General features: G+C 72.4%; 21 protein-coding genes and 1 tRNA gene. 12 read left to right on the forward strand and 10 right to left on the reverse strand.

The window, feature by feature from the left end:
* Positions 1-199: 199 nt before the first annotated feature.
* A complete protein-coding gene (locus ACIQM4_RS03975) occupies positions 200-991 on the forward strand; it encodes an SGNH/GDSL hydrolase family protein (RefSeq protein WP_401585562.1) in 792 nt (263 codons plus the stop codon).
* A 22-nt stretch (positions 992-1013) separates the two neighbouring features.
* On the opposite strand, the gene ACIQM4_RS03980 is transcribed toward ACIQM4_RS03975, so the two are convergent.
* Positions 1014-1904: a carbohydrate kinase family protein gene (locus tag ACIQM4_RS03980; RefSeq protein ID WP_401586122.1), complete on the reverse strand. Its 891-nt coding sequence runs from the start codon at positions 1902-1904 to the stop codon at positions 1014-1016.
* A 263-nt stretch (positions 1905-2167) separates the two neighbouring features.
* On the opposite strand from ACIQM4_RS03980, the gene ACIQM4_RS03985 reads away from it, so the two are divergent.
* From ACIQM4_RS03985 to ACIQM4_RS04020, 8 genes are all read left to right on the forward strand, one after another.
* Positions 2168-3376, forward strand: a complete 1209-nt coding sequence (locus ACIQM4_RS03985) for an MBL fold metallo-hydrolase (RefSeq protein WP_401585565.1) — start codon at positions 2168-2170, stop codon at positions 3374-3376.
* A gap of 447 nt (positions 3377-3823) precedes the next feature.
* Positions 3824-5833: an ATP-binding protein gene (locus ACIQM4_RS03990; RefSeq protein ID WP_401585567.1), complete on the forward strand. Its 2010-nt coding sequence runs from the start codon at positions 3824-3826 to the stop codon at positions 5831-5833.
* 26 nt (positions 5834-5859) lie between these two features.
* Positions 5860-6297, forward strand: coding sequence for a roadblock/LC7 domain-containing protein (locus ACIQM4_RS03995; RefSeq protein WP_401585570.1), 438 nt, complete (start codon positions 5860-5862; stop codon positions 6295-6297).
* Positions 6298-6299: 2 nt separating this feature from the next.
* Entirely contained in the window at positions 6300-6671 is a 372-nt protein-coding gene (locus tag ACIQM4_RS04000; RefSeq protein ID WP_401585572.1) for a DUF742 domain-containing protein, read from the forward strand.
* A complete protein-coding gene (locus ACIQM4_RS04005; protein ID WP_401585574.1) occupies positions 6649-7296 on the forward strand; it encodes a GTP-binding protein in 648 nt (215 codons plus the stop codon). Before ACIQM4_RS04000 ends, ACIQM4_RS04005 begins: the two co-directional genes overlap by 23 nt.
* Before the next feature lie 13 nt (positions 7297-7309).
* Positions 7310-7885 carry a GAF domain-containing protein gene (locus ACIQM4_RS04010; RefSeq protein ID WP_401585577.1) on the forward strand — a complete coding sequence of 192 codons (576 nt, stop codon included), beginning with the start codon at positions 7310-7312 and terminating at the stop codon, positions 7883-7885.
* A 176-nt stretch (positions 7886-8061) separates the two neighbouring features.
* Positions 8062-8979 carry an alpha/beta fold hydrolase gene (locus ACIQM4_RS04015; RefSeq protein WP_401585580.1) on the forward strand — a complete coding sequence of 306 codons (918 nt, stop codon included), beginning with the start codon at positions 8062-8064 and terminating at the stop codon, positions 8977-8979.
* 51 nt (positions 8980-9030) lie between these two features.
* A complete protein-coding gene (locus ACIQM4_RS04020; RefSeq protein WP_401585583.1) occupies positions 9031-9378 on the forward strand; it encodes an MmcQ/YjbR family DNA-binding protein in 348 nt (115 codons plus the stop codon).
* Positions 9379-9389: 11 nt separating this feature from the next.
* Here ACIQM4_RS04020 and ACIQM4_RS04025 read toward each other — a convergent pair whose 3' ends face one another.
* Positions 9390-10283: a transketolase family protein gene (locus ACIQM4_RS04025; protein WP_401585586.1), complete on the reverse strand. Its 894-nt coding sequence runs from the start codon at positions 10281-10283 to the stop codon at positions 9390-9392.
* A gap of 43 nt (positions 10284-10326) precedes the next feature.
* Complete coding sequence (locus tag ACIQM4_RS04030) at positions 10327-10974, reverse strand: transketolase (protein WP_401586124.1); 648 nt, start codon at positions 10972-10974, stop codon at positions 10327-10329.
* Positions 10975-11208: 234 nt separating this feature from the next.
* On the opposite strand from ACIQM4_RS04030, the gene ACIQM4_RS04035 reads away from it, so the two are divergent.
* Positions 11209-11282, forward strand: a tRNA-Pro gene (locus ACIQM4_RS04035).
* 117 nt (positions 11283-11399) lie between these two features.
* Here ACIQM4_RS04035 and ACIQM4_RS04040 read toward each other — a convergent pair.
* The 6 genes from ACIQM4_RS04040 to ACIQM4_RS04065 all read right to left on the reverse strand — a co-directional run bounded on the left by ACIQM4_RS04040 (position 11400) and on the right by ACIQM4_RS04065 (position 19863).
* Positions 11400-13079 carry a purine-cytosine permease family protein gene (locus ACIQM4_RS04040; RefSeq protein WP_401585589.1) on the reverse strand — a complete coding sequence of 560 codons (1680 nt, stop codon included), beginning with the start codon at positions 13077-13079 and terminating at the stop codon, positions 11400-11402.
* Between the two features lie 224 nt (positions 13080-13303).
* Positions 13304-14908, reverse strand: coding sequence for an ABC transporter substrate-binding protein (locus ACIQM4_RS04045; RefSeq protein ID WP_401585592.1), 1605 nt, complete (start codon positions 14906-14908; stop codon positions 13304-13306).
* Positions 14909-14941: 33 nt separating this feature from the next.
* Positions 14942-17062 carry an ATP-binding protein gene (locus ACIQM4_RS04050; protein ID WP_401585595.1) on the reverse strand — a complete coding sequence of 707 codons (2121 nt, stop codon included), beginning with the start codon at positions 17060-17062 and terminating at the stop codon, positions 14942-14944.
* A 182-nt stretch (positions 17063-17244) separates the two neighbouring features.
* Positions 17245-18156 (reverse strand): carbohydrate kinase, encoded by a 912-nt coding sequence (locus ACIQM4_RS04055; RefSeq protein WP_401585597.1) that lies wholly within the window; start codon positions 18154-18156, stop codon positions 17245-17247.
* Positions 18157-18303: 147 nt separating this feature from the next.
* On the reverse strand, positions 18304-19341 hold the full coding sequence (locus tag ACIQM4_RS04060) for an MBL fold metallo-hydrolase (RefSeq protein ID WP_401585600.1): 1038 nt from the start codon (positions 19339-19341) through the stop codon (positions 18304-18306).
* Positions 19342-19449: 108 nt separating this feature from the next.
* Positions 19450-19863, reverse strand: coding sequence for a hypothetical protein (locus ACIQM4_RS04065; protein ID WP_401585602.1), 414 nt, complete (start codon positions 19861-19863; stop codon positions 19450-19452).
* 209 nt (positions 19864-20072) lie between these two features.
* On the opposite strand from ACIQM4_RS04065, the gene ACIQM4_RS04070 reads away from it, so the two are divergent.
* Positions 20073-21791, forward strand: coding sequence for a histidine kinase (locus tag ACIQM4_RS04070; protein ID WP_401585604.1), 1719 nt, complete (start codon positions 20073-20075; stop codon positions 21789-21791).
* Positions 21779-22426, forward strand: coding sequence for a LuxR C-terminal-related transcriptional regulator (locus tag ACIQM4_RS04075; protein ID WP_401585607.1), 648 nt, complete (start codon positions 21779-21781; stop codon positions 22424-22426). The genes ACIQM4_RS04070 and ACIQM4_RS04075 overlap by 13 nt, the downstream gene beginning before the upstream one ends.
* 188 nt (positions 22427-22614) lie before the next feature.
* Here the strand turns inward: ACIQM4_RS04075 and ACIQM4_RS04080 are convergent, their stop codons facing one another.
* Positions 22615-23040 carry a pyridoxamine 5'-phosphate oxidase family protein gene (locus ACIQM4_RS04080; protein WP_401585610.1) on the reverse strand — a complete coding sequence of 142 codons (426 nt, stop codon included), beginning with the start codon at positions 23038-23040 and terminating at the stop codon, positions 22615-22617.
* Positions 23041-23180: the final 140 nt, after the last annotated feature.

Raw genomic sequence — 23180 nt, forward strand, 5'->3', positions numbered from 1 at the left:
CCCTCGCCCCCGTACCGTCCCCCGGTGCGGGGGCGAGGTCCGTCCGCGTACCGTCCCCGGGTGCGGGGCGAGGTCCGTCCGCGCGGTGCGGATCATGTATTCCGAGTTGAATGAATCTTGACCGGTGGCATATCTCACCCACCGTCAACCCCTCCCTACGGTGGCGTAGGTCACTTGCCGAAGTGGAGGATGTGTCGACGTGGCAGACGATTCGAGATCATTCAACGCAGGCACCATCGGGTCGTACGCGGCGATCGGGGACAGCTTCACCGAAGGGGTCGGCGACCCCGGTCCCGGCGGCGCGTTCACCGGCTGGGCCGACCGGCTGGCCGTCCTCCTCGACGACCGGGTACCCGAGCACACCTTCCGTTACGCGAACCTCGCCGTCCGCGGCAAGCTCCTCGACCAGATCGTGGCCGAGCAGGTCCCGCGGGCCAGGCAGCTGGCCCCCGACCTGGTCAGCTTCTGCGCGGGCGGCAACGACATCATCCGGCCGGGCAGCGACCCCGACGACGTCGCCGAGCGGTTCGAGAAGGCCGTCGCCGACCTGACCTCGGCCGTCGGCACGGTCATGGTCACCACCGGGTTCGACACCCGCGGCGTCCCCGTACTGCGCCACATGCGTGGCAAGGCCGCCATCTACTCGGCGCACGTACGCTCCATCGCGGACCGCTACGGCTGCCCGGTCCTGGACCTGTGGTCGCTGCGGTCCGTGCAGGACCGGCGCGCCTGGGACTCCGACCGGTTGCACCTGTCGGCCGAGGGGCACACCCGGGTGGCGCTGCGGGCCGGTCAGGTACTCGGCCTGGACATCCCGGCCGACCCCGACCAGCCGTGGCCGCCTATGGCGCCGCGCCGCAGGGTCGAGGCGCGCCGGGACAACATCGACTGGGCCCGCGAGCACCTGGTGCCGTGGATCGGCCGAAGGCTGCGCGGCGAGAGCTCCGGCGACCACGTGGCGGCCAAGCGGCCCGACCTGCTGCCGCTCTGACGGCGGTTCCGGCCTGCCGTGCTCAGGCCGACGGGTCGCCTGCCCCCGCGAGCAGTTCGTCCTCGCAGATCAGGGACGTGTTGCCCGCGACCGTGCAGGCGTACGCACCGGCCAGCGCGCCGAGCCTGGCGCACTCCTCAAGGCTGCGTCCGGCCAGGCGCCCGTACAGGAATCCGGAGACATAGGCGTCGCCGGCGCCGTTGGAGTCCACCACAGGTCCGGGCGGGACACTCGCGGGCACCGGCCGCGGGGTGCTGCCGCCGTCACGGGTCAGCAGGTACGAACCGCCCGCACCCGCGGTCGCCACGACCGCCTCGGCCCGGCCCTCGCGAAGGATCTCCCGCATCACGTCGCCGATCCGCGTCCCCGCCCCGGCCGCGCTCAGGAACACCAGGTCGGCGCGGAGCGCGAAGGCGCGGTGGTGCTCGGCGAGCCCGTCCCAGTCGTGCAGGTCGGTGGAGAGCGGCACCTGCCGCGCCACCAGGTCGTCCAGGAGGTGGCGGGCAAACCCCATGATCGTGACGTGCACGTGCCGGGCGCGGCGCACGTGCGGCAGGACGAAGTCGGCGGGCATCCGCAGATCCGATGGGTCGCGGGCGTCGTAGAACGACATCCGCCGGCCCGACGCGTCCACCAGGTTCACGGCGCGACGGGTGCCCGCTGGCGAGATCAGCGGCTCGAAGTCCACGCCCCCCTTCGCCAGCCGCTCCCTGACCTGGCCGCCGATCCAGTCGTCGCCGATGACGTCCAGGAACTTCACGCCGAGCCCCAGCGCCTGGCAGCCGAGCGCCACGTTGCCGCCGGTGTGCCCCGGCCACTCGCTGATGGGGGCCACCCCGACCGAGTCCGCGAGGGGTACCGGCAGCGAGTCCACGCGCACCACTGTGTCGACCCCGCTGCCGCCGATCACCAGCACGTCGTACGGACTCTCCCCGGCAGCGCTCCCCCCGGACGCGCCCTCCTCGGCCGGACCGTCCTGCTGCTGCCCCTGCTGCCCCTGCTGCGACACCGCGTTCCCCTCTCCGTGCCACGAATCCCCCGACGCGCCTCAGTATGCGGTCTGCTCCTCTCTCCCGGTATGCGCCTCGTAGTGTGCGGCGTCCCGTAACGGCCCCGTTCCCGCGCTGTCGGACGCGGTGCCCATAATGGAAGGAAGCCGATCCCTTTGGAGGTGCCGTGACCAGTGCGGATTCCCCGCAGAAGCCGTTGCGCGAGAAGCTGCGCGGGCTGAGGACCGCGGCGTTCGGAGCCGACCCGGCGGGGGAGCGCATGGCGCGCATCCGCCGTTCGCCCAACTTCGCCGACGGCGTCTTCCAGAACCCCGAGGGCACCCGGGCCGCCAGGCCCTCGCCCAAATCCACGTCCGGTCTCATGAAGACGTACTTCCGCAAGGAGGAGCGCGTACTGCGCGCCCCCGCCGGAACCGTCCCGGTGTACCCGACGACGCTCGCCGACATCGCCGACCCGCCCCCGTCAGGACTGCGGCTGACCTGGATGGGCCACTCCACCGTGCTCGCCGAGATCGACGGCCGGCGGGTGCTGTTCGACCCGGTCTGGGGCGAGCGCTGCTCACCGTTCAACTTCGCGGGCCCCAAGCGGCTGCACCCCGTGCCGGTCCCGCTCGCCTCCCTCGGGGAGGTCGATGTCGTCGTCATCTCGCACGACCACTACGACCACCTCGACATGCCGACGATCCGCGCCCTCAAGGCGACCGGCGCGGTCTTCGCCGTCCCCCTGGGCGTCGGCGCGCACCTGGAGCACTGGGGCGTCCCGCCCGAGCGCATCCACGAGCTCGACTGGAACGAGAGCACGGAGGTCGCCGGCATCAGCCTCACCGCGACCCCGGCCCGGCACTTCTGCGGCCGCGGCCTGCGCAACCAGCAGCACACCCTCTGGGCCTCCTGGGCCGTCGCGGGGCCCGAGCACCGGATCTACCACAGCGGGGACACCGGGTACTTCGAGGGCTTCAAGGACATCGGTGCCGCGCACGGCCCGTTCGACGCGACGATGATCCAGATCGGCGCGTACAGCCCGCACTGGCCGGACATCCACATGACCCCCGAAGAGGGCATGCGCGCCCACCTCGACCTCCAGGGCGGCAGCCCGAGCGGCGTCATGCTGCCGATCCACTGGGGCACCTTCAACCTCGCCCCGCACCCGTGGGACGAGCCCGCGGAGGGCACCGTGGCCGCCGCAGCCGGGGCCGGGGCGCGGATCGCCGTGCCGTGCCCGGGGGAGCCCTTCGAACCCACGTCGGACTCGGTGCCCTCGTCGCCCTGGTGGCGAGCCGTCGCCGCGCCCGGCCCGGGGGAGCGGGCGCCCGAGGCCGTGCGGCCCGTGACGTCCGCCGTCGTCGCGCAGAAGGAGACCGCCGCGTCCGCGTGAGTGGAAACTGCCCCGTCCGCGTGAGACGAGACCGCCGCGTCCGCGTGGGTCCGAGCGTGAGACCGAGGCGTTCCCGGCGCGTTTCCCGGTGAACCGGCCGCCCCCATATCGGGGGCGGCCGGTTTCGTCCGTGCGTACGAGAGCTCATACCAGAGCGGGACGCCGGGCGGGGAAGTTTGGCAACAGCCCCTCACCCATGGAATGTTGCCGACTACTGTGAGTGCTCGGTGATCAACAGGGGCCCCCACCACCCGAGTTGAGTCCAGCCCTGCGCGAGTGCTCAGACACGCCGAAGTCACGCCGAAATCCCTGGGGCCCCACGTACCGAGGACGCTGATGTCTCATCTTCGCGCACCTTCCCCCCGGCTCTCCGAGCAGGGGGGACCCCCGGCGCGGGCGGAGCGCCGTGAGGGCGGGCGGCACGGCCGGCCGGGAGCACGCACCCCCGTGCAGCCCGCTCCCGAGGCGCAGCTGCGCTCCCAGATGCTGCGCGCCGCCGTGCTCCCGGCGGTCGTCGTCGCGCTCAGCGGGGCGGGCGCCGTGCTCTACACGGTCCGCACCACCGGCGCCCGGCCGACGCAGAGCTTATGGGCGGGGCTGGCCGTGGCCGCCTCGCTCGCCGCCCTCGCCGTGTTCGTGGCCGCCTTCGCCGCCCTGCGCGCCACCGGGTCCGTCACCGTACGGTGCGACGAACTGCGCCGCGTCAGCGCGCGCCGCCAGGACGAACTGCGCGCCGTCGTGGACGGCCTGCGACGCGGTGAGAACCCCGACATACGGCGCACCGTACCGCCGGGCACCCCCCGTACGGGTGATGAGTTCGACCTCCTGTCGCAGGAAATGGGACGCGCGCACGACGCGGCGGTGACCGCCGTCGTACAGGCCTCGCAGTTCTCCAGCAGCGCGGGCACCGACCAGAAGGTCGAGGTCTTCGTCAACCTCGCACGGCGCCTCCAGTCGCTGGTGCACCGCGAGATCCAGCTGCTCGACGAGATGGAGAACGAGGTCGAGGACCCCGACCTGCTCAAGGGCCTGTTCCAGGTGGACCACCTGGCGACCCGCATCCGCAGGCACGCGGAGAACCTCGCCGTGCTCGGCGGGGCGATCTCCCGCCGTCAGTGGAGCAACCCGGTCAGCATGAGCGAGGTGATGCGCTCCTCCATCGCCGAGGTGGAGCAGTACTCGCGGGTCAAGCTGGTGCCGCCGATCGACGGCACCCTGCGCGGCCACGCGGTCGCCGACATCATCCACCTGCTCGCCGAACTGGTGGAGAACGCCACGGTGTTCAGCGCCCCGCACACCACGGTGCTGCTGCGCGCCCAGTTCGTGACCGCCGGGCTCGCCATCGAGGTCGAGGACCGCGGGCTGGGGATGCCGGTCACCGAGCAGAACAAGATGAACGCGCTGCTCGCCGACCCTGACCAGGTCAATGTGCAGCACCTGCTGCAGGACGGCCGCATCGGCCTGTTCGTGGTGTCCGCGCTGGCCCGCCGGCACGGCATCGTGGTCCGGCTGCAGAACAACATCTACGGCGGGGTGCAGGCCGTGCTGGTGCTCCCCGAGGCGCTGCTGGGCGACGAGCACGAATCCGCCGGCGCGTCGGCGGCGCGCCGGACGGTGCCGGAGCCGGCGCGGCAACAGGGCGGCTCGCCCCCGATATCCGCGACGCCCGCCGGTTCCCACCGCTCCACCGCCTCCAGGGAGCCCTCGGGCGCCGAGCCGGACCCGGCGCCCGCGTACGCGCGCGACCAGCCCGTGCACGACCGCGGGGGCGACGGGCGGCCCGCCCACGCCACCCTGGGACAACAACAAGCCCCGTACGGAGGCGGCACGGGGGACCGGCCCGAGTACGGCGGCACGGACGAGCAGCCGGGACGCGGCAGCGCGGACGGGCAACTCGCACCCTCCGCGGACGGGCAGCGGACCGTCCCGAGCCAGGGGACGCCCACCGGGAACGCCGGGAACCATCCCCAGGGGACGCCCACCGGGAGCGCCGGGCACCACCCCCTGCCCGTCAGGGGCGAGCGCGCCGACCGCCCCAATCCGGCCGCCGCCGTCCCGGGGGTCACCCACGGCGCCGGTGGACCGACGGCGTTCACGGTGCCCGCCGAACCGGTCCACAACGCGGCCCGGACCACCGCCGACACGACCGTACGCGGCCGGGTCGGCAAGCCCGGGCTGCCCAGGCGGCGCAGCCAGGAGAACCTCGTGCCGCAGCTCAAGGACGGCCCCGCCCCCCGCAAGGAGGACGACAAACCCGTCCTGCACGACCCCGGGCTGATGGCCGCCTTCCAGCGTGGCATCGGCCTGGCCGAGGCGGCGGACGTGCGCTCCGAGGACCTTCTCTCCGAGCGCCCCCGCACCGACGGCACGGAGCGCACGGACGGCGCGGGACGCACCGAGCGCTTCGAGCGCGCCGGGCGGCCCGAGCGCCCCGAGGACGCCCACCCCACGACGTGAACTCTCCCACCCCCAAGGAGCAACCCATGGTGAGCGATGCGCCGACCGGCCAAGCTACCGACCTGGACTGGCTGTTGAGCGGACTGGTCCAACGGGTCCCCTACACCCGCAGCGCCGTCCTGCTCTCCTCCGACGGACTCGTCAAGTCCGTCCACGGACTCGACACCGACAGCGCCGACCACATGGCGGCCCTCGCGTCGGGGCTCTACTCGCTGGGCCGCAGCGCGGGAATGAGGTTCGGCGACGGCGGCGAGGTCCGGCAGGTGGTGGTCGAGCTCGACTCGACGCTGCTGTTCGTCTCCACCGCCGGTTCCGGCACCTTCCTCGCGGTGCTCGCGGGGCGGGAGGCCGACGCCGCCGTCCTCGGGTACGAGATGGCCATGCTGGTGAAGAGCGTACGGCCGTACCTGGTGACGCCCGTCAGGCAACGGGCGGGCGCCGCGCCGAACGCCCCGGGACACTGAACGTGGCGGCCCCGCAGGACGGCCCGTGGCTCGACGACGCGGCCGGCCGGCTGATCCGTCCGTACACCGTGAGCAACGGCCGTACCCGCCCCAGCGCGGAACTCGACCTGCTGACGATGGTGATGGCGACCGGCGCCGCCCTCCCCGTGCACCTCGGACCCGAGCACCTCACCGCGCTCGGTCTGTGCGACGACCCCATGTCGGTGGCGGAGATCGCGGCCCATCTGCGGCTGCCCGCCGTCGTCGCCAAGGTCGTGCTGTCCGACCTGGTGGACAGCGGCGCGGTCGTCACCCACGCACCGCCCCTCCAACACCCCCCGACCGACCGCGACTTGCTGGAGGCAGTGCTCGATGGTCTACGACGACAACTCTGATCACGGCTCCGAGAACCCCGGCCACGCGGCGGAACCCGGTCCGGAGGTCTTCCCGACCGCTCTGAAGATCCTCGTCGCGGGCGGCTTCGGCGTCGGCAAGACGACCTTCGTCGGAGCGGTCAGCGAGATCGACCCGCTCAGCACCGAGGAGCTGCTCACCCAGGCGGGGGCAGCCACCGACAGTCTGGAGGGCGTCGAGAACAAGACCATGACGACCGTCGCCATGGACTTCGGCCGGATGACGCTCGACGCACAGCACGTGCTGTACCTCTTCGGCACCCCCGGACAGGAACGGTTCTGGTTCATGTGGGACGAGCTGTCGAAGGGGGCGCTCGGTGCGGTCGTCCTCGCCGACACCCGCAGGCTGGAGGACTGCTTCGCCGCCGTCGACTTCTTCGAGCAGCGCGGCATCGGATTCGTCGTCGCGGTCAACGAGTTCGACGGCTCCTTCCGGTACGAACCCGAGGAGGTGCGCGGCGCGCTCGACCTCAACCCGGACGTCCCGGTGGTGATCTGCGACGCCCGGCTCGCCAGCTCCGGCATCGCCACCCTGGTCACCCTCGTCAAGCACCTCCTGAACAGCACGCCCGTTGTCCCGCCCACGACCCACGGAGCCCACCCATGACGGGAGCCCACACATGACGTACGACAGGATCGGCCACCTGCTGCTCACGCCCGCCGACCGGGAGGGCCCCGAACGGGCGCGCAGGCTGCGGGAGCTGGGGTTCGGCGGGCGGCCCGACCCGATGCTGGACGCGTTCGCGGTGCGGCTGGCGGAGGCGACCGGGGCGCCGTACTCGATGGTCAACTTCATCGACGAGAACCGGCAGTTCTTCGCCGGGCTGCACACCCCGCACGGCACCCTGTCCGGCAGCGACCTCGGCGCGGCGGCCGCGGCCGGGCGGATCGGGCGCGCGATGGCCCGCGACCACGGCTACTGCCCGCACGTGGTGGCCCGCCGCAAGGCCCTGGTCCTGGAGGACGTCTGTGACTACCCGCGCTTCGCGGGCAATCCGGTCGTGGACGAGATCGGCATCCGCTCCTACCTCGGCGCCCCGCTCATCGACCGCTCGGGCATCGCGCTCGGCGCGATCTGTGTCGTCGACACCAGGCCCCGGCAATGGGGCAAGGAGGGCCTGGAGATCATCAAGGCGATGGCGGCCGAGCTGATGGCGGAGATCGGCCGCCGCGAGGACGGCGGGGCGGGTATCTGACCCGGGGCGGGATACTCGGACATCCCGATATCCGCGGGGCGGGTATCTGATCCGGCTCCGGGTATCCGCGCGGCGGCGGGGGAGGGTCAGGGAGGGGCAGCAGCGTACCCCCGCCCCTGTCACCCTCCGCCCCTGTCACCCCCGTACCCCGTCCCGAAGAGAGGCAGGCCGATCCCATGACCACCCCCGGCACGGCGACCGCGCACGACGGCGTCCAGATCGCGACGTACAGCTGGCTCCCGGAGAGCGGGCGCCCGCGCGCCCTCGTCCAGATCGCGCACGGCGCGGCCGAACACGCCCAGCGCTACGAGCGGTTCGCCCGCCACCTCGTCTCCAGGGGTTACGGCGTGATCGCCTCCGACCACCGCGGCCACGGCGCGACCGCCACCGGTACCGGAGGGTTCGGCGTCGCGGGCGACGACGGCTGGCGTTCGACGGTCGCCGACCTGCGCACGGTCGGCGACCAGGCGCGCACCCTCCACCCGGGTGTCCCCGTGGTGCTGCTCGGCCACAGCCTGGGCGCGATGCTGGCCCGTGACTACGCGCAGGAGTATCCGGACGACCTCGCCGGCGTCATCCTCTCCGGGGTTTTCCGTACGCTGCCCGGCACCGATCTCGACGCGGCGGTGACCGAGCTGGAACGGAAGATCGAGAAGGACGGCCGGGACGCGACCGCGTCCTTCACCGGCGAGCGGTTCGCCTCCTTCAACGACGCGTTCACGCACCGCACCGGTTTCGAGTGGCTGTCCCGGGACGAGAGCGAGGTGGACGCCTACGCCGCCGACGAACGCTGCGGCTTCCCCTTCAGCGCGGGCCTCTCGCTCGACTGGGTCCACGGCATCCGCAAGCTCAACGACCCGCGCAACCTCGCCCGTATCCCCGCCGACCTGCCCTTCCACCTGGCGGTCGGCACCGAGGACCCCTGCAACCAGGGCATGACGCTCGTCCACGAGCTCCTGGAGGACCTGCGCTACGCCGGCGTCGAGGACCTCAGCTGGAAGGGGTACGAGGGAGCCAGGCACGAGATCCTCAACGAGACCAACCGGGCCGAGGTCCAGGACGACCTCACGGCCTGGCTGGACAAGCACGTCTGAGGCGGCGGCGGTCCGAGGGCGGTTGTCAGTGGCGGCCCGTACGGTTTCCCCATGACCACTTCCGAGGATGTGCGCAGGGTGGCGCTCGCCCTGCCGGAGACCGCGGAGAAGCTCTCCTGGGGCAGCCCGACCTTCCGGGTCGCCGGGAAGATCTTCGCCGCGCTGAGTGACGACGACCGGTCGATGGCCTTCAAGTGCCCGAAGGAGGAACGGCCGGAGCTGATCGCTGCGGAACCGGCGAAGTTCTTCGTCCGGGCGGGCCACGACGACCGCTACGACTGGCTCCGGGCCCACCTGGCCGCCCTGCGGGACGAGGAGGAACTCCGCGCGATCCTCCTCGACTCCTGGCGGCAGGCCGCCCCGCGCCGCCTCGTCGCGGCGCACCCGGAACTGGCCTGATCCGCGGCGGCTCAGCCGGTGAGGAAGGAGTCGATCCGCCGGTGCAGCGAGGCCGCGTCGAGCCCCTGTGCGGCGAGGTGTTCGTCCAGTGCCCCGTACCGCCGCAGTTCGCGCCGTGCCACGCCGAGGCCGAGCACCCGGTGCGGCAGTTCGGCGAGCGCGTCGTTCGCCGCGGCGGTGGACGTCCCCGCGAGGTACGGCTCCACGAGCACGACGTCGGTGTGGCCCGCGTTCCGTAGCGCCGTCCCGTCGAATGGGCGCACCGTGGCCGCGTACAGCACCGTCACGTCCAGCCCCTCGGCCGCCGCCAGGACGTTGTCGAGCATCGGCCCGACCGCGACGACGGTGCCCCGCCGTCCTTCTCGTACGACGTGGAAACCGCCCTCCCCGCGCACGGGACGGGCCCGCCGGTTGCTCTGCAGCGAGAGCCGGAGGTAGACCCGGTCGTCCCCGGCGGCCACCGCGTGCCGCAACAGGGTCTCGGCCTCGTCCGGGTGGCCCGGCACGTGCACCGTCCAGCCGTCGAGGGTGTCCAGGAGGGCCACGTCCCCGGGCGCCATGTGCGTGAACCCGCCGGCCGGCCAGTCGTAGGACGCTCCCGCGCTCACCAGGACACCACCCACCCCCTGGTGCCCGAAGTCCAGCTTCACCTGCTCGAACGGCCGCTCCACCAGGAAGCTGGCGAAGGTGTGCACCACCGGCCGCAGCCCGGCGAGCGCCATCCCGGCGCCCACGCCGACCAGCAACTGCTCCCGGATCCCGACGTTCACCACCCGGTCCGGGTGCTCGCGGCGGGCGGGCGCGAAGCCGTCCGAGCTGATGTCGGCCAGGACGACGGCGACCTTGGGGTCCTCGTCCAGCAGTCGGCCGGTGGTGGAGATGAAACGGTCCCGCATCGTATCCACGGTGAACTCCTCTGCTCTGATGCCTGTTTCGCCTGCTGTTGCTTCAGTTCTTGGGCTCGACCCGCGCCACGACGACCCTCGGCCGCCCCGGGTGCGGCGCGCGGAAGGCGGCGTACAGGGCCTCGTGGTCCCGTCCGTCGACGGTCTGCGCCGACCACCCGGCCGCCTCGAAGCGGGACGCGATGCCGCCGGGCCAGCCGTGGGTGGCGGACGAGTTGTCGATCACGACCGCGTTCAGCTGACCGAGCCCGGCCGGACCCGCGTACGCGAGTGCCTCGTGGTTGCTGCCCTCGTCCAGCTCCGCGTCCCCGAGCAGCACCCAGACCGCGGGATCCGTCAGCCCCTGTGCCCGCAGTCCCAGCACGGTGCCGACCGCCAGCGGCAGGCCGTGCCCGAGCGAGCCGCTGCCGATCTCGACGCCGGGCACCAGCAGCCGGTCCGGGTGGTGCCCGAGCGGCGACGTGTACGACCCGAACCCCGGCAGCACCTCCTCCGCGAAGAAGCCCTTCGCGGCGAGCACGGCGTAGTACGCCATCGGTCCGTGCCCCTTGGACAGCAGGAACCGGTCCCGCCCGGGGTCCGCGGCGGTGCCGGGCGACACCCGCAGGACCCGGTCGTAGAGCACCCACAGCACGTCCAGGGTGGAGGTCGCGGCCGGCCCGTGCTTCTCGTCGCCGGTCATCAGCCCCATCAGGCGGGGCAGATCCGCACGGCCGTAGGAGCCGCGAGCGCCCTGAGCGCCCCGCAGGCCGTCGGTGTGGTCGGTGATGTCCCTCGTCTGCGTGTTCATGGACACGACGATGCGTCCTCAACCAGACTTGAGGTCAAGCGCGGCGAAGGGGCAAAGGCGTTCGCGACCACGTCCGGAAGTGCGGTATCGTTCTCATGCGCGCCCAGCCAGGGGAAACCCCAGGTCAGCGCGTATCGGGACGTGGCGCAGCTTGGTAGCGCACTTGACTGGGGGTCAAGGGGTCGCAGGTTCAAATCCTGTCGTCCCGACAGTGATGTCGGAAGTTTCACCGCTCAGGGCCCGTCCTCGGACGGGCCCTGCGGCGTTTGTGCGAGCGACGGCCGACGAACGTCATCGGCTCCCGGCGGCCGGTGCCGGGACGGCCGTCACCGCTGTTCGGGCAGGACGCGCGTACCCGTCCTGTCCGTGGTCAGGCACAGCGAGCAGATGACGCCGCCCGAGGCGTCCGCCAGGACGTCGGGACGCTCGAAGGGCTGCGTGCAGACCCCGCACTCGTAGACGGTCGCGGCGGGGTTGCCTTCCGCGTCGAGCAGCGGCTCCGCGATTCCGTCGTCGGTGCGGCGCAGATAGTAGCGGCCCTTGGTGAGTACGGCGACGGCCGGGGTCAGCAGTACGGCGACGACCACGGCGACCAGCGGCGAGTACGGCTGGACCGCGTCCCCGAACAGGCCGAAGTAGACGGCTATGGACAGGACGGAGGAGGCAAGGAAGGAGACCACACCGACCGGGTTGACCGCGTAAAGCATCCCGCGGCGGAACTCCGGCTGCTTGGGGGAGAGCTTCAGGAGGTACTTGTTGACGCCGATGTCGGTGGCGACCGTCACGACCCAGGCCATCGCGCAGTTCGAGTAGAAGCTCAGCACGTCGTTGAGGAAGGCGAACATGTTCGCCTCCATCAGGATCAGCGAGATCGCGAGGTTGACCAGGACGAAGACGATGCGCCCCGGGTAGTGCTTCGTCACGCGGGTGTACGAGTTCGTCCAGGCGAGCGAGCCGGAGTAGGAGTTGGTGACGTTGATCTTGACCTGGCTGAGCACGACCAGCAGGAGCGCCAGCGGCACGACCAGCCAGCCCGGCATCAACTGCCGGAAGGCGGCGATGAACTGCTCGATCGGTTCGACCGCGGCCGCCACGCCGACCGCGTCCACGATGTACACCGCGAGGAAGACGCCGATGGCCTGCTTCAGCGCGCCGAAGACCACCCAGCCGGGGCCGGCGAGGAGGGTCGCGGCCCACCAGGAGCGCTTGTTCGCCTCGGTCTTCGGCGGCATGAAGCGCAGATAGTCGATCTGTTCACCGATCTGCCCCATGAGCGAGAGGCAGACCCCGGCGCCCAGCATCACCGCGGCCGAGGAGACGCCCGCGCCACCGGTGCTCCCCTCGTACGACAGGAACCGGCTCACCGAGCCCGGCTCGGTGGCGACGACGTACACCAGCGGGGCGACGATCAGGACGATCCACAGCGGGTTGGTCCACGACTGCAGCTTGGTGAGCGCCTTCATGCCGTAGATGACGAGCGGGATGATGACGAGGGTGGACAGCGCGTACCCGGCCCAAAGGGGCATGCCCAGGGCGAACTTGAGCCCCTGCGCCATGATGGCGCCCTCGGTGGCGAAGAAGATGAAGGTGAAGCTGGCGAAGATGACACTGGTGATCACGGAGCCGTAGTAGCCGAAGCCCGAGCCACGGGTGATCAGGTCCAGGTCGAGGTTGTAGCGGGCCGCGTAGTAGGCGAGCGGGATGCCGGAGACGAAGATGACCGCCGCGGCGACGAGGATCGAGAGCAGCGCGTTGCCGGTGCCGTGGGTCATGCCGATGCCGGCGCCGATGGAGAAGTCCGCCATGTACGCGATGCCGCCGAGCGCGGATGCGCCGACCACGGCGGGGGTCCAGCGGCGGTAACTGCGGGGCGCGAAGCGGAGGGTGTAGTCCTCCAGGGTCTCCTTCGCCGCGCGGCCGACGGGCGCAGTGTCCGGTGGGGAACCGGGGGCGGGGGCCGGTTGCTGCGGCCGCGGCTCGACAGCGGGCGACTGGTCGACCGTCACGGGGTCCTCCAATGAGGGTGGGGGTGCGTGACGGGCGACAGTAGGCAGCGGGTGTTTCCGCACCCGGCTCCGTGTGTAACACACGTATTTCGGTGCGGGGGTTGTCCGGTGGGGCCCCGGAGGCGAGGTGGGACGCGTATACGGCTGCGGGGAGGCCTGGCCCGGGGCCGGGCCGGTCGGGGTGTCCGGGCAGTGTCCGCCTGGGCGTCGTCGTGCTGCCCGGCCTACTCGCCCAACTCCTGCAAGGTGAGCGGCTTGCCGCCCTGGGCCGAGACCGCGAGGGTGTGTACCGAGCCGTCCGCGCGGATCTCGATGAGCGGGACCGCCTTGCGCTCGGGCGAGCCCTCGTTGTCAAGGGAGATCAGCCCGCTCGCGCCCAGCACCGTCTCGCGGCCGTGCAGCGAACGCCAGATCTGGATCACCTCGGAACCGCTCACCAGGCCGTTGTTGGTGTTCGAGTTCTTGGCGACCAGCCGGATGCCGGCCACCGCCGTGAGCACCGCGTCGTGCCCCATGATGGCCTGTCCGTCGTCCAGCGCCTCCTCCTTGAACAGCTGGTGGAAACGGCCCTCGGGGCCGAACGAGGGCTTCGAGGCCCCCGGGTAGGCATCCGGGCGCAGCGACCAGCTCTCCGGGTGGGCGAGGCCGGTGTAGACCAGCCGTACGTTGCCGTCGCGCAGGGTGTCCTTGATGTCCTGGAAGCCGTCCGCCTGGGCGCTCTGCGAGGCGTCGTCACCGGAGACCACCAGCACCTGCCGCTCCTTGGCGCACGGCCGGTCCTTCAGCGGGGCCAGGAAGGCAGGCAGGTGGGTGCCCCGCCCGGCGAAGAAGATCACGTCGGGCCTGGCCGCGCAGATCGTCGACATCCGGGTCTTGAACGCGGTGCCCACCCCGTCCTGCGACGAGTCGTACGTCTCCGTCTTCGCGGCCAGCCGCGACGCGGGGAAGGCGCGCAGGAACCCCTGGCCGAGGGTCTTGGTGTACTGGTCGTCCGGCTTCTCGTCCTGCACCACCAGCACCCGCTTCTTCGCGTACTCCTTCTGCTGGAGGAAGGCCGCGGCGGCCGACGCCTCGTCGGAGTTGACCGGGGCGACACGCACCAGGCCCGGCACCTTCTTCAGGGTGTCGGCCGTCAACACAGATCCGACGGCGGCGAGTTGCAGCCCGCCGGAGCTCTTGGGGCCGGTCAGTCTCCGTATCAGCCCCTCCGTCGCCACCGTGCTGGTGCCGAGGCCCGCCACCGCCACGATCCGGTCGCCGGGAACGCGGTCGCGGATCTCCGCCAGGACCGCGTCGGCCTGCGCGGCACTGTTGCCGACGTGCGCGAGCAAGAGTTTGATCTTGGGCAGGTCTCCGTACTTGCCGGAGTGGTTGGCCTCCATCTGTGCGGTGTGTGCGCCCTGGATCTCGTGCCGTACGGAGTCCGGGGTGTTGGTGTCGCCGTTCTTCGCCCGCGGGACCATCGACATCAGGTAGACGACGCTGACGTGGCTCGGGCCGTCCTTCTTCGCCGTCGCCTTGTTCACGGCGTCGTTCTCCGTGCGGATCCGCCCGAAGACCCCGGCGAGGTTCCCGCCCTCGCCGTCGCCGTCACCGAAGGAGTACGAGCCGTCGGTCACCCCCACGCACTCCGACTCCACCCGCTCCACCCCCGTCGCGCAGGAGGTGTCCTCCGGGGGGTCCGGCCACAGCAGCCAGGACAGTCCGCCGCCGAGCAGGGCCACGGCCAGCACGATGCAGATCGCGTTGCCGGGGTAGCGCCGCCACCACGGGGGCAGCTCGCCCATCCAGCCGGAACGGCGCTCCCGGTTCCTGCGCGGCCACCTCATCTGCGGCTCCCTCTCTGATTCTGGTTCGGCCCGTCAGCCCGAGTAGCGTGCGGCCTCGTCCAGCAGCGTGTCGGCGTCCGCGTCGGCCACCGCCGCGAGCTGCCGCAGCAGCGCGCCGATCTTCTGGTTGAGGTCGGGCCTGTTGACCGGCAGCCTGCTGCGTGGGTCCACGGCAAGCCACAGCGCCGCGCACAGCTCGGCCGTCGGCCGCCCGAGCACCGGATCCGCGACCGCGTCGGGGGCCAGCTCGCGGGCGAGGTCCGTGGCCAGCCGGCGCGGCGGCTCGTCGGAGAGCCACGAGTGGTACATGGGCGCGGCCGTCACGTGGTAGAGCTCGCGCAGCCACGGCACCAGGTCGGGGTCGTGCACCCGGGTCGTGAAGTGGTCGACCACGTCCGACAGGCCGCCCCGCGCCAGCTGGTGGTAGAGGGCGTCCAGGGGCTGGTGGTGCGTCCGGTGCCAGTGGGCGAGCTGCCCGTGCAGTGCCCGCCAGCTCTCCAGCGAACCGTTCGGCGGCCCCGCCAGCGCGTCCAGGAGCAGCAGCCGCAGCCACGGGTGCAGCACCGGCTGCGTGTCGAAGGTGGTGTCCGACTCGTCCGACGCGGGCCGGCCACGCTCGTCGGTGCGCGGCAGCAGATACCCGGAAGGGCCCCGGCCACCCCGGGTGTGGGCGTCCTCCGGAACCCGCCTGGACAGCCACATCCGCTCCCGCAGCTCCCGCATCAGCGTGGCCCTGGCGTCCTCGGGCTGGTCGCCGAGCAGCCCGGCGTTGACCGCGGCCCTCGGGGTGCGGGCGGCGGCGATCAGCAGCGCCGCCCGGCGCTGGTCGTCGCCGAGACCGGCCAGCAGCCGTTCGCGCATCAGGTCGGCCAGCCGGGCGGACTCGGTCACCGGGCTGTCGGGTGGCGGACCTTCGGCGCCCTGCGGACGGACCAGCAGCAGCCCGCGCAGATCGCTCTCGCTCGGGGCCCCGCCGCGCAGCGAAACCAGCACCCCGTGCAGGGTGTGCACGCTCCACGGATGCCCGTAGGTGAGCCGGTGGATCAGCGGGGTGGCCCCCGGCAGCACCCACTCCTGCGGGTGGCCCGCCGCCCTGGCGCGCTCCTGCTCGTACCGGATCGCCTCCTGGGTGACCTCGACCTCGTCCAGGTCGCGCAGCCGCACCGGGCACCACCACTGCGGCGGCGGCGCGTTCGGCCTGCTCCGCCACAGCTCGTACGACAGGGAGTCCGGGTGCAGCAGGTGCGGGTCGTCGGGCCTGCCGTCGGCGGGCCCCGGCACCGCGCGCGTGGTGGCCGACGTGGCGACCAGCAGCAGCGGGTCGTACACCCCGCCCCTGGCCTTCTCCGCGCGTAGCGAGGTCAGGGTCCGCAGGAAGTGCACGACGTCCGGCCGGTTGTCGATGTTGTCCAGCAGCACCAGGCAGTTGTAGAGCCTGCTGCCGTGCTCGAAGGAGGCGACCAGGTCGTCGAGGAACGCCTCGCACATCGCCCGGTCCACCCGCTCACGGCTGTCGGGGGTGTCGCTGTGGTGCAGCTGGTTGAGGTCGATCAGGGCTTCGAGACCCTCCTTCGACGTGCCCGCGCCGTAACTGCGCAGCGACTTGCGCAGCACCCACTCGGAGGGCAGATGCGCGAAGGCCCGTACCAGCAGGGCGACGGCGGAACCGAGCGGCACCGGCGAGAGGTCGAAGGTCTCGGCGACCGAGCTGAGCACCTCGCCCGCCTGCTCGTAGGCGGTGTCCGTACGGGCGCTGGCCAGTTCCTTCTTGAGTTTGGTGCGCGCCTCCTCCCGGTTGTCGGCCGGCAGCCTGAGACCGATGGCCAGCAGCCCCAGCATCAGCCGGGGGAAGCTCGGCGGGGTGACCCCGCGGTGCTTGCGGGACAGCAGGAACGCCAGCTGCAACGCCGTTTGGTACGGGCGCTGTTCGCGGTACGCCTCCAGCACGGACGGACGGTCGAAGTCCACCCGCGCGGTGATCCCGCCCTCGGCCTCGCGGGCGAGGTGGTCCAAGGCGTACGTCTTGCCGCTGCCGGGCCGTCCGAGCAGCACGACCAGCGGCAGCGGCCGGGCAGACCTGCGCCGCCAGCAGTCCCTGACGAAGTCGGCAATCTCGGTCTGCCCGGCGGGGGGAGTGCTTGAGCCCTGTGGCATCTGGGTCTCCCTGCGGTGGCCGGTCCCGGTGGGTCCCTGTGGGGTAGGAGTGATCGCGGTGAACGCATCGTTTCACGAACTCGCCCGCACGGCATAGGGATTGCACCGGTGGACGCGGCGTGGCGCGGGGTACGGCGTGCGCGGTGGTGCGCGGGCGTGGTGCGGCCGGGCGGGGGCGGGCCCTACAGCTCCGGGAGTTCGTGGGCGTACGGCGGCTCGGCGCCGGCCCGCGAGCAGGTCACGGCGGCCGCGCGGACGGCGAGAGCCAGCACCTCCCGCCAACCCGCGGGGTCCAGCGCGGCGACCGCCTCGCGGGACAGCGCGCCGCGCGCGGACAGGGCGTGCAGGAGCGCCGCGTTCACGGTGTCCCCGGCGCCGATGGTGTCGACGACGTCCACCGGCACCCCGGGGGCGGAGTGCTCGCCGTTCTGGGTGTAGGCGGTCAGTCCGGCGCCGCCCCGGGTGAGCACGACGGCGGCCGGACCCGCGGCCAGCCAGCCCTCGACGTCGCGCCCCAGCCAGTCGGCGTCCTCCTCGCTCAGCTTGAGCAGCGCGACGTGCGGGAGCCAGCCGAGGAAGCGGGTCCGGTAGGCGTCGGGGTCGGCGATCAGCCCGGCCCGGATGTTCGGGTCGAGCGCGACGAACGTGCCGCGCGCCGCCTCCCGGCGCATCAGCCTCTCGTACGCGGAGGCCCCCGGTTCGAGCACCAGCGAGCAGGTTCCGAAGGACAACGCCGTCACGGCGTCCGGGAGTTGCGCCGGAGCTTCGAACAGCCTGTCCGCGCTGCCCTCGACGTAGAAGCCGTACGCGGCCGAGCCGCCCGGGTCGATCGAGGCGACGGCCAGCGTGGTCGGCTCCGGGCCCCGCTGGAGCAGGGCGGTGGACACCTTCTCCTCGTGCAGCCGCTCGACGAGCGAGGCACCGAAGGCGTCGGTGGAGATCCGCGAGCAGAAGGCGACGTCCGCGCCGAGCCTGCCGAGTGCCACGGCCGTGTTGTACGGGCCGCCGCCGCGGGCGGGGAGCAGCGGGGCCAGGGCGTCGCCCGCGGCCTGCGGGACGAGGTCGATCAGGGCCTCACCGGCTACGACGATCACGGGGGTGTCCTTTCCGAGGGGCCGGGCGGCCGGAGTGTACCGGCCCGAGCCTCGCACGCGCCCTACCCCCGTACCGCGAAGTGCCCGCGCGTCTTCGGTGTGCCCCTACCCCGTACCGCGAAGTGCCCGCGCGTCTTCGGTGTGCCCCTACCCCCGTACCGCGAAGTGCCGCACCCCTTCGACGTGCGCCCAGGTGAGTACACCTACCTCGGTGAGCACCTCCAGATGGGCGTCGATCTCCAGAACGGCCAGCATCCTGTGCTGGTCGGGAAGTTCGTCCAGGCGACGCAGCCGGCGGGTCCAGGGCAGCGCCCGCGCCACCTGGTGCGCGGTGGGCGCCCCCGCACGCACCTCGCGGTGCACGGCGTCCAGCCGTTCCTCGTGATGGGCGAGGAGCTGGTCCACCCTGGTGTGCACGCTGGCCGCCACCCTGCCGTGCGCCGGCAGGAGAAGCGCGTCAGGCAACTCCCGCACCAGGCGCAGCGACTGCTGGAAGGAACGCAGCGGAGACTTCTCCGGTACGCACTCGAACCCCAGGGACGGCGTGATGTGCGGCAGCACGTGGTCACCGGAGAACAGCAGGCCCGCCGCCGCGTCGCCGAACACCACGTGGCCCCGGGTGTGGCCGGGCGTCGCCACCACGGTCAGGTGCCTGCCGGTGAGGGGGACCTCATCGCCGTCGTCCAGCCAGGCGTCCGGCGGCCCGAACGGCATCGCCCGCTCCTCGGGGGTGACCGGCCACGCGTCGACCCGGTCGGCCAGGTCCCCCGCGCCGCACGCCCGCAGCGCGGCGGACTGGCGGGGGTGCGGGGTCCGGGTGAGGTCGAGGCCCTCGATGGAGTGCCGCTCGCCGCGCCCGATGCGCACCCGCGCGCCCATGGACTCGCGCAGCGCCAATGCCTGTGTGTAGTGGTCCCAGTGGGCGTGCGTCACCAGGATCTGGGAGAGGTCGCCCAGCCCGTACCCGAGGGGGCGCAGCGCCTCGCTCAGGGCCTTCTCGGTCTGCGGGCGGGCCCAGCCGGAGTCGATGAGCACCGGGCCCCGCGCGTCCTCGACGAGATAGACGTTGACCGCGGCCAGGCTGTCCAGGGGGAGCGGGAGCGGGATGCGGTGCACACCGTCGCCCACCGCGTGGGCTCCGGGTTCGGTCCAGTCGTCCGGCTGGTCGGGCAGGGGCTTCGGCATCGGTGGGCCACTCCGATTCCACGGCGGTTGAGGGAGTTTCGACACCCGGGTCCCAGCCGTAAGCCTGGGACCCGGGTGTACGTACGACGTGCGCGCCGACCGCGGCGCTCACGCCTTCTTGTCGGTGCGTCCGCACACCCAGGCGAGCGCGTCCCACACGCCCTGTACGTACTCCCTGGGTATGTCGCGGCGCACCGGGTCGTGCAACTGCTGCTCCGTCGCGTCCAGTTCCGCCTCCAACTGCTCCGTGTTGGGTGCGACCGAGCTGCGGGAGCCGGTGACGGGGGTGGTGTCCCCGCCGCCCAACGACCAGACGTAGCCGGCGAGCGCACCCCGGCTGATCTGTGTCTGGCGGTCCGGAGCGGCGCTCGCCGCCTCCAGCTCGCTCAGTGCCGCTTCGACCTCGGTCTGGGTCCTGGCGCCCACGGGGTCGGGCGGGTTGGAGCCGGCGTCCTTCGCCGGGTCCGTGTCCTTCGCCGTGTTGTCGGAGTCGGGATTCGCGTTCGTGTCGTCGAGGGTCATACCTTGCGTGTGTCCTGTTGTGCCGGGCTGATGTGCGGCGCGAGCGCCGGGCTCGTCGCGCCCGCCGAACCCGGAGCCGTCGCGGACGCCCGTCGGCCGCGCCCTCCGGCGGCCGGGCCGTCCTTTCGCCCGGATGGCCTAGCGTGTGGGCCGTGGACAGGCAGTGCAGCAAGAGAACTCCCGGGTCGTCCGGCCCCCTCCGGACACGCATGGCAGTGGCAGCGCTCGCCGCGGTCGCGGCCGCCTCCGTGGGCAGTTGGGCCTACGCGCGCGCGGGCGGCACCGCGGGAGACATCGTCCGCGACCTGTCCGTCGGTGTCGCCTACGCGGGCGGCGGCCTCACCGCCTGGTGGCACCGGCCCGCCAACCGCACCGGCCAGTTGATGGTCGCCGAGGGCATCAGCTGGTTCCTCGGCAATCTCCAGGGCTCGGGCGTGCCCGCCCTGTTCGCGCTGGGCGCCTGGTGGGAGGCGCTCAACATGGCCGTCCTCGTCCACCTCGTCCTCTCCTTCCCCGACGGCCGGATCGGCTCGGCGGCCGGCCGCCGCCTCGTCGGTTTCTCCTACGCAGTGGTCGCCGTCGGCGGACTGCTGCGCGCCATGACCTACGACCCGGCCGTCGTCGCCGTCGAGGCCACCTACCTGTCCTGCGACGACTGCGGCCCCAACCTGCTGCACGTCCCGGCCCTCACCGACCTCTTCACCCCGGTCGACACCGGCTACCGGGTGCTCGGCTGGGTGCTGTCCATCGTGCTCGTCGTCGCCATCGTGCGGCGCTGGCAGCAGGCTTCGGTGGCCCGCCGCCGGGCACTGCTGCCCGCCTGGATCGCCATCGTGATCGCCTCCGCGTTCCTGCTGTGGGACCTGCTGATGCTGACCCTGCCGACGCCGCCCACCGGGACCTTCGAGGACGCGGTCTTCCTGCTCTCCGACGTCGCCCAGGTCGCCGTCCCCGTCGCCTTCCTCGTCGGGTTGCTGCGCATGCGGCTCCAGCGCGCGGAGGTCGGTGACCTCGTCATCGACCTCGGCAGCGACCCCGACGAGGACCGGCTGCGCACGGTGCTCGGCCGGGTGCTGGGCGACCCCGGACTGCGGCTGGGCCTCTGGCGGGAGGAGCAGGGCGGGTACGTGGACGGGACCGGCGGGAGCGTGCGCGGCGAGGGCCCGGGGCGGACCCGCGTCGACTCGTCCCGGGGCACGCCGCTGGCCGTGCTGCACCACGACCCCGCGCTCGACGACGACCGCGAACTCCTCGAAGCCGTGGGCGCGGCGCTGCGGCTCGCCCTGGAGAACGTATGGCTGCGCACCCAGGCCAAGGAGGTCACGTCGCGGATCGTCCGGGCGGCGGACGCCGAGCGCGGGCGTCTGGAGCGGGACCTGCACGACGGCGCGCAGGCCCGCCTGGTCTTCGCGCTGATGGCGCTGCGCCGGGTCGACAAGGGGCTCGCCGACCACCCTGATCCGTCGCTGCGCCGGTCCGTCGGCGAGGCCGAGCAGAGCCTCACCCTGGCCCTCGAAGAACTGCGCGGCATCGCCCACGGCATCCACCCGGCCGTCCTCACCCGGGAGGGCCTCGGCCCGGCGCTGACCGCTCTCGCCCAGCAGGCGGCGGTGCCGGTCGTGGTCGCCGCCGAACCCCGGCGCTACGACCCGGTGGTGGAGTCCACCGCGTACTTCACCGTCTGTGAGGCGCTCGCCAACGCGACCAAGCACGCCCGCGCCAAGGCCGTCAGCGTCACCGCCCGTCAGAGCGGGGACCGCCTCGTCGTCGAGACCGTGGACGACGGCGTCGGCGGTGCGGACACCGCGCGCGGCAGCGGACTGCGGGGGCTGGCGGACCGGCTGGCCGCCGTGGACGGGATACTGCACGTGGACTCTCCCGCGGGCGGCGGGACCAGGATCAGGGCGGAGCTGCCGTGCGGGTCATAGTTGCCGAGGACTCGGCGATCCTGCGACTGGGGATCGTGCGACTGCTGACCGACGCGGGGTTCGACGTCGTAGCCGCGCTGGGAGACGCGACGAGGCTGCCCGCGCTGGTGACCGGCCACCGTCCGGACGCGGTCCTCCTCGACATCAGGATGCCGCCCACCCACACCGACGAGGGCCTTCGGGCGGCCGCCTCGATCCGCGCCCTGCACCCCGGCACCGGAGTGCTGCTGCTGTCGCAGTACGTCGAGACGACCGACACCGTGCGGGCGCTGGCCGACGACCCGCGGGGCTTCGGCTATCTCCTCAAGGAGCGGGTCGCCGACATCGACGAACTCGGCAGCGCCCTCACCCGCGTCGCGGCAGGCGGCAGCGTGCTCGACCCGCAGGTGGTGGCCCGGCTGCTGAACGTCCCGCGCGCGCCGGGCCCGCTCGACGGACTCACCGCCAGGGAACGCGAGGTGCTGTCCCTGATGGCCGAGGGCCGCAGCAACGACGCCATCGCCGGCCTGCTGGTGATCGGCGCGAAGACGGTCGAGACGCACGTGCGCAACATCTTCGCCAAACTCGCGCTGGAGACCGATCTGCACGACCACCGCAGGGTGCGGGCCGTGCTCACGTATCTGCGGGCGGCCTGAACCACCCGCGGCAAGAGGCACCAGCTAACCGTTCCGGGACGACGTCTCCCCCGAGATCCCCCGTGCTTCCCCCGTCGTCGTCCCCGGAACGGTGCCGGTGAACACAACGATAGGCAGCCGCGGCGGGCCCGGCATCAGGGCCAGCCCTGAGATCCGGAACCAAGCGGTCCTTCGGCCGGGCGGAGGGCTCAGACCGTGCCCATGTCCGCACTCAGCCACCGCTCGGGGCGCATCCGGACGGTCGTCTGCTCGCCGTGCTCCTTCCAGGACCACTCGACGTAGCCCTCGACCTTGTCGGCGGGCAGGTAGCGGGCGCTCATCTCGGTCAGCTGCTCCCGGGTGGTCCGCTCCCAGGAGACCACCGGCCCCTCCACGGACACGTAGCGGACGGACGGCTGCGTGGTGTCGGCCATCAGGGTGAACCGGCCCGCCGCCCGGATCAGTTCGGCCTTGCGGGAGGCCGCGCCGGTCAGGATCCACAGTTCGCCGCCCGGTGCGTACTGGTACCAGATGGGCACGGTCAGCGGAGCGCGGCCGGGGCCGGCGTCCACCGAGAGGGCGCCGGTGTGCGGCTCGGCCAGAAAGCGTGCGCGTTCTTCGCGGGAGAGTGCCACGAGGACTCCTTCGGTGCGGGGGACACGGCCACTTGCGTCATCAACTACATCACATCGGTCCGAATCGACACCGCAAACGACCGACCCGGCAGGCGAATTGCCGCCACGCCCCAAATGCCCGCACGGGGCGCTGCGTTGCG

It is taken from the genome of Streptomyces sp. NPDC091272, assembly GCF_044757485.1.
Taxonomy (GTDB): domain Bacteria; phylum Actinomycetota; class Actinomycetes; order Streptomycetales; family Streptomycetaceae; genus Streptomyces.

Bases quoted from the DNA above. Each gene is read 5' to 3' on its own strand.
- ACIQM4_RS03995 (WP_401585570.1), top strand. From the start codon at position 5,860: ATGGTGAGCGATGCGCCGACCGGCCAAGCTACCGACCTGGACTGGCTG.
- ACIQM4_RS04005 (WP_401585574.1), top strand. From the start codon at position 6,649: ATGGTCTACGACGACAACTCTGATCACGGCTCCGAGAACCCCGGCCAC.
- ACIQM4_RS04010 (WP_401585577.1), top strand. From the start codon at position 7,310: ATGACGTACGACAGGATCGGCCACCTGCTGCTCACGCCCGCCGACCGG.
- ACIQM4_RS04015 (WP_401585580.1), top strand. From the start codon at position 8,062: ATGACCACCCCCGGCACGGCGACCGCGCACGACGGCGTCCAGATCGCG.
- ACIQM4_RS04020 (WP_401585583.1), top strand. From the start codon at position 9,031: ATGACCACTTCCGAGGATGTGCGCAGGGTGGCGCTCGCCCTGCCGGAG.
- ACIQM4_RS04030 (WP_401586124.1), bottom strand. From the start codon at position 10,974: ATGGGGCTGATGACCGGCGACGAGAAGCACGGGCCGGCCGCGACCTCC.
- ACIQM4_RS04045 (WP_401585592.1), bottom strand. From the start codon at position 14,908: ATGAGGTGGCCGCGCAGGAACCGGGAGCGCCGTTCCGGCTGGATGGGC.
- ACIQM4_RS04050 (WP_401585595.1), bottom strand. From the start codon at position 17,062: ATGCCACAGGGCTCAAGCACTCCCCCCGCCGGGCAGACCGAGATTGCC.
- ACIQM4_RS04060 (WP_401585600.1), bottom strand. From the start codon at position 19,341: ATGCCGAAGCCCCTGCCCGACCAGCCGGACGACTGGACCGAACCCGGA.
- ACIQM4_RS04065 (WP_401585602.1), bottom strand. From the start codon at position 19,863: ATGACCCTCGACGACACGAACGCGAATCCCGACTCCGACAACACGGCG.
- ACIQM4_RS04070 (WP_401585604.1), top strand. From the start codon at position 20,073: ATGGCAGTGGCAGCGCTCGCCGCGGTCGCGGCCGCCTCCGTGGGCAGT.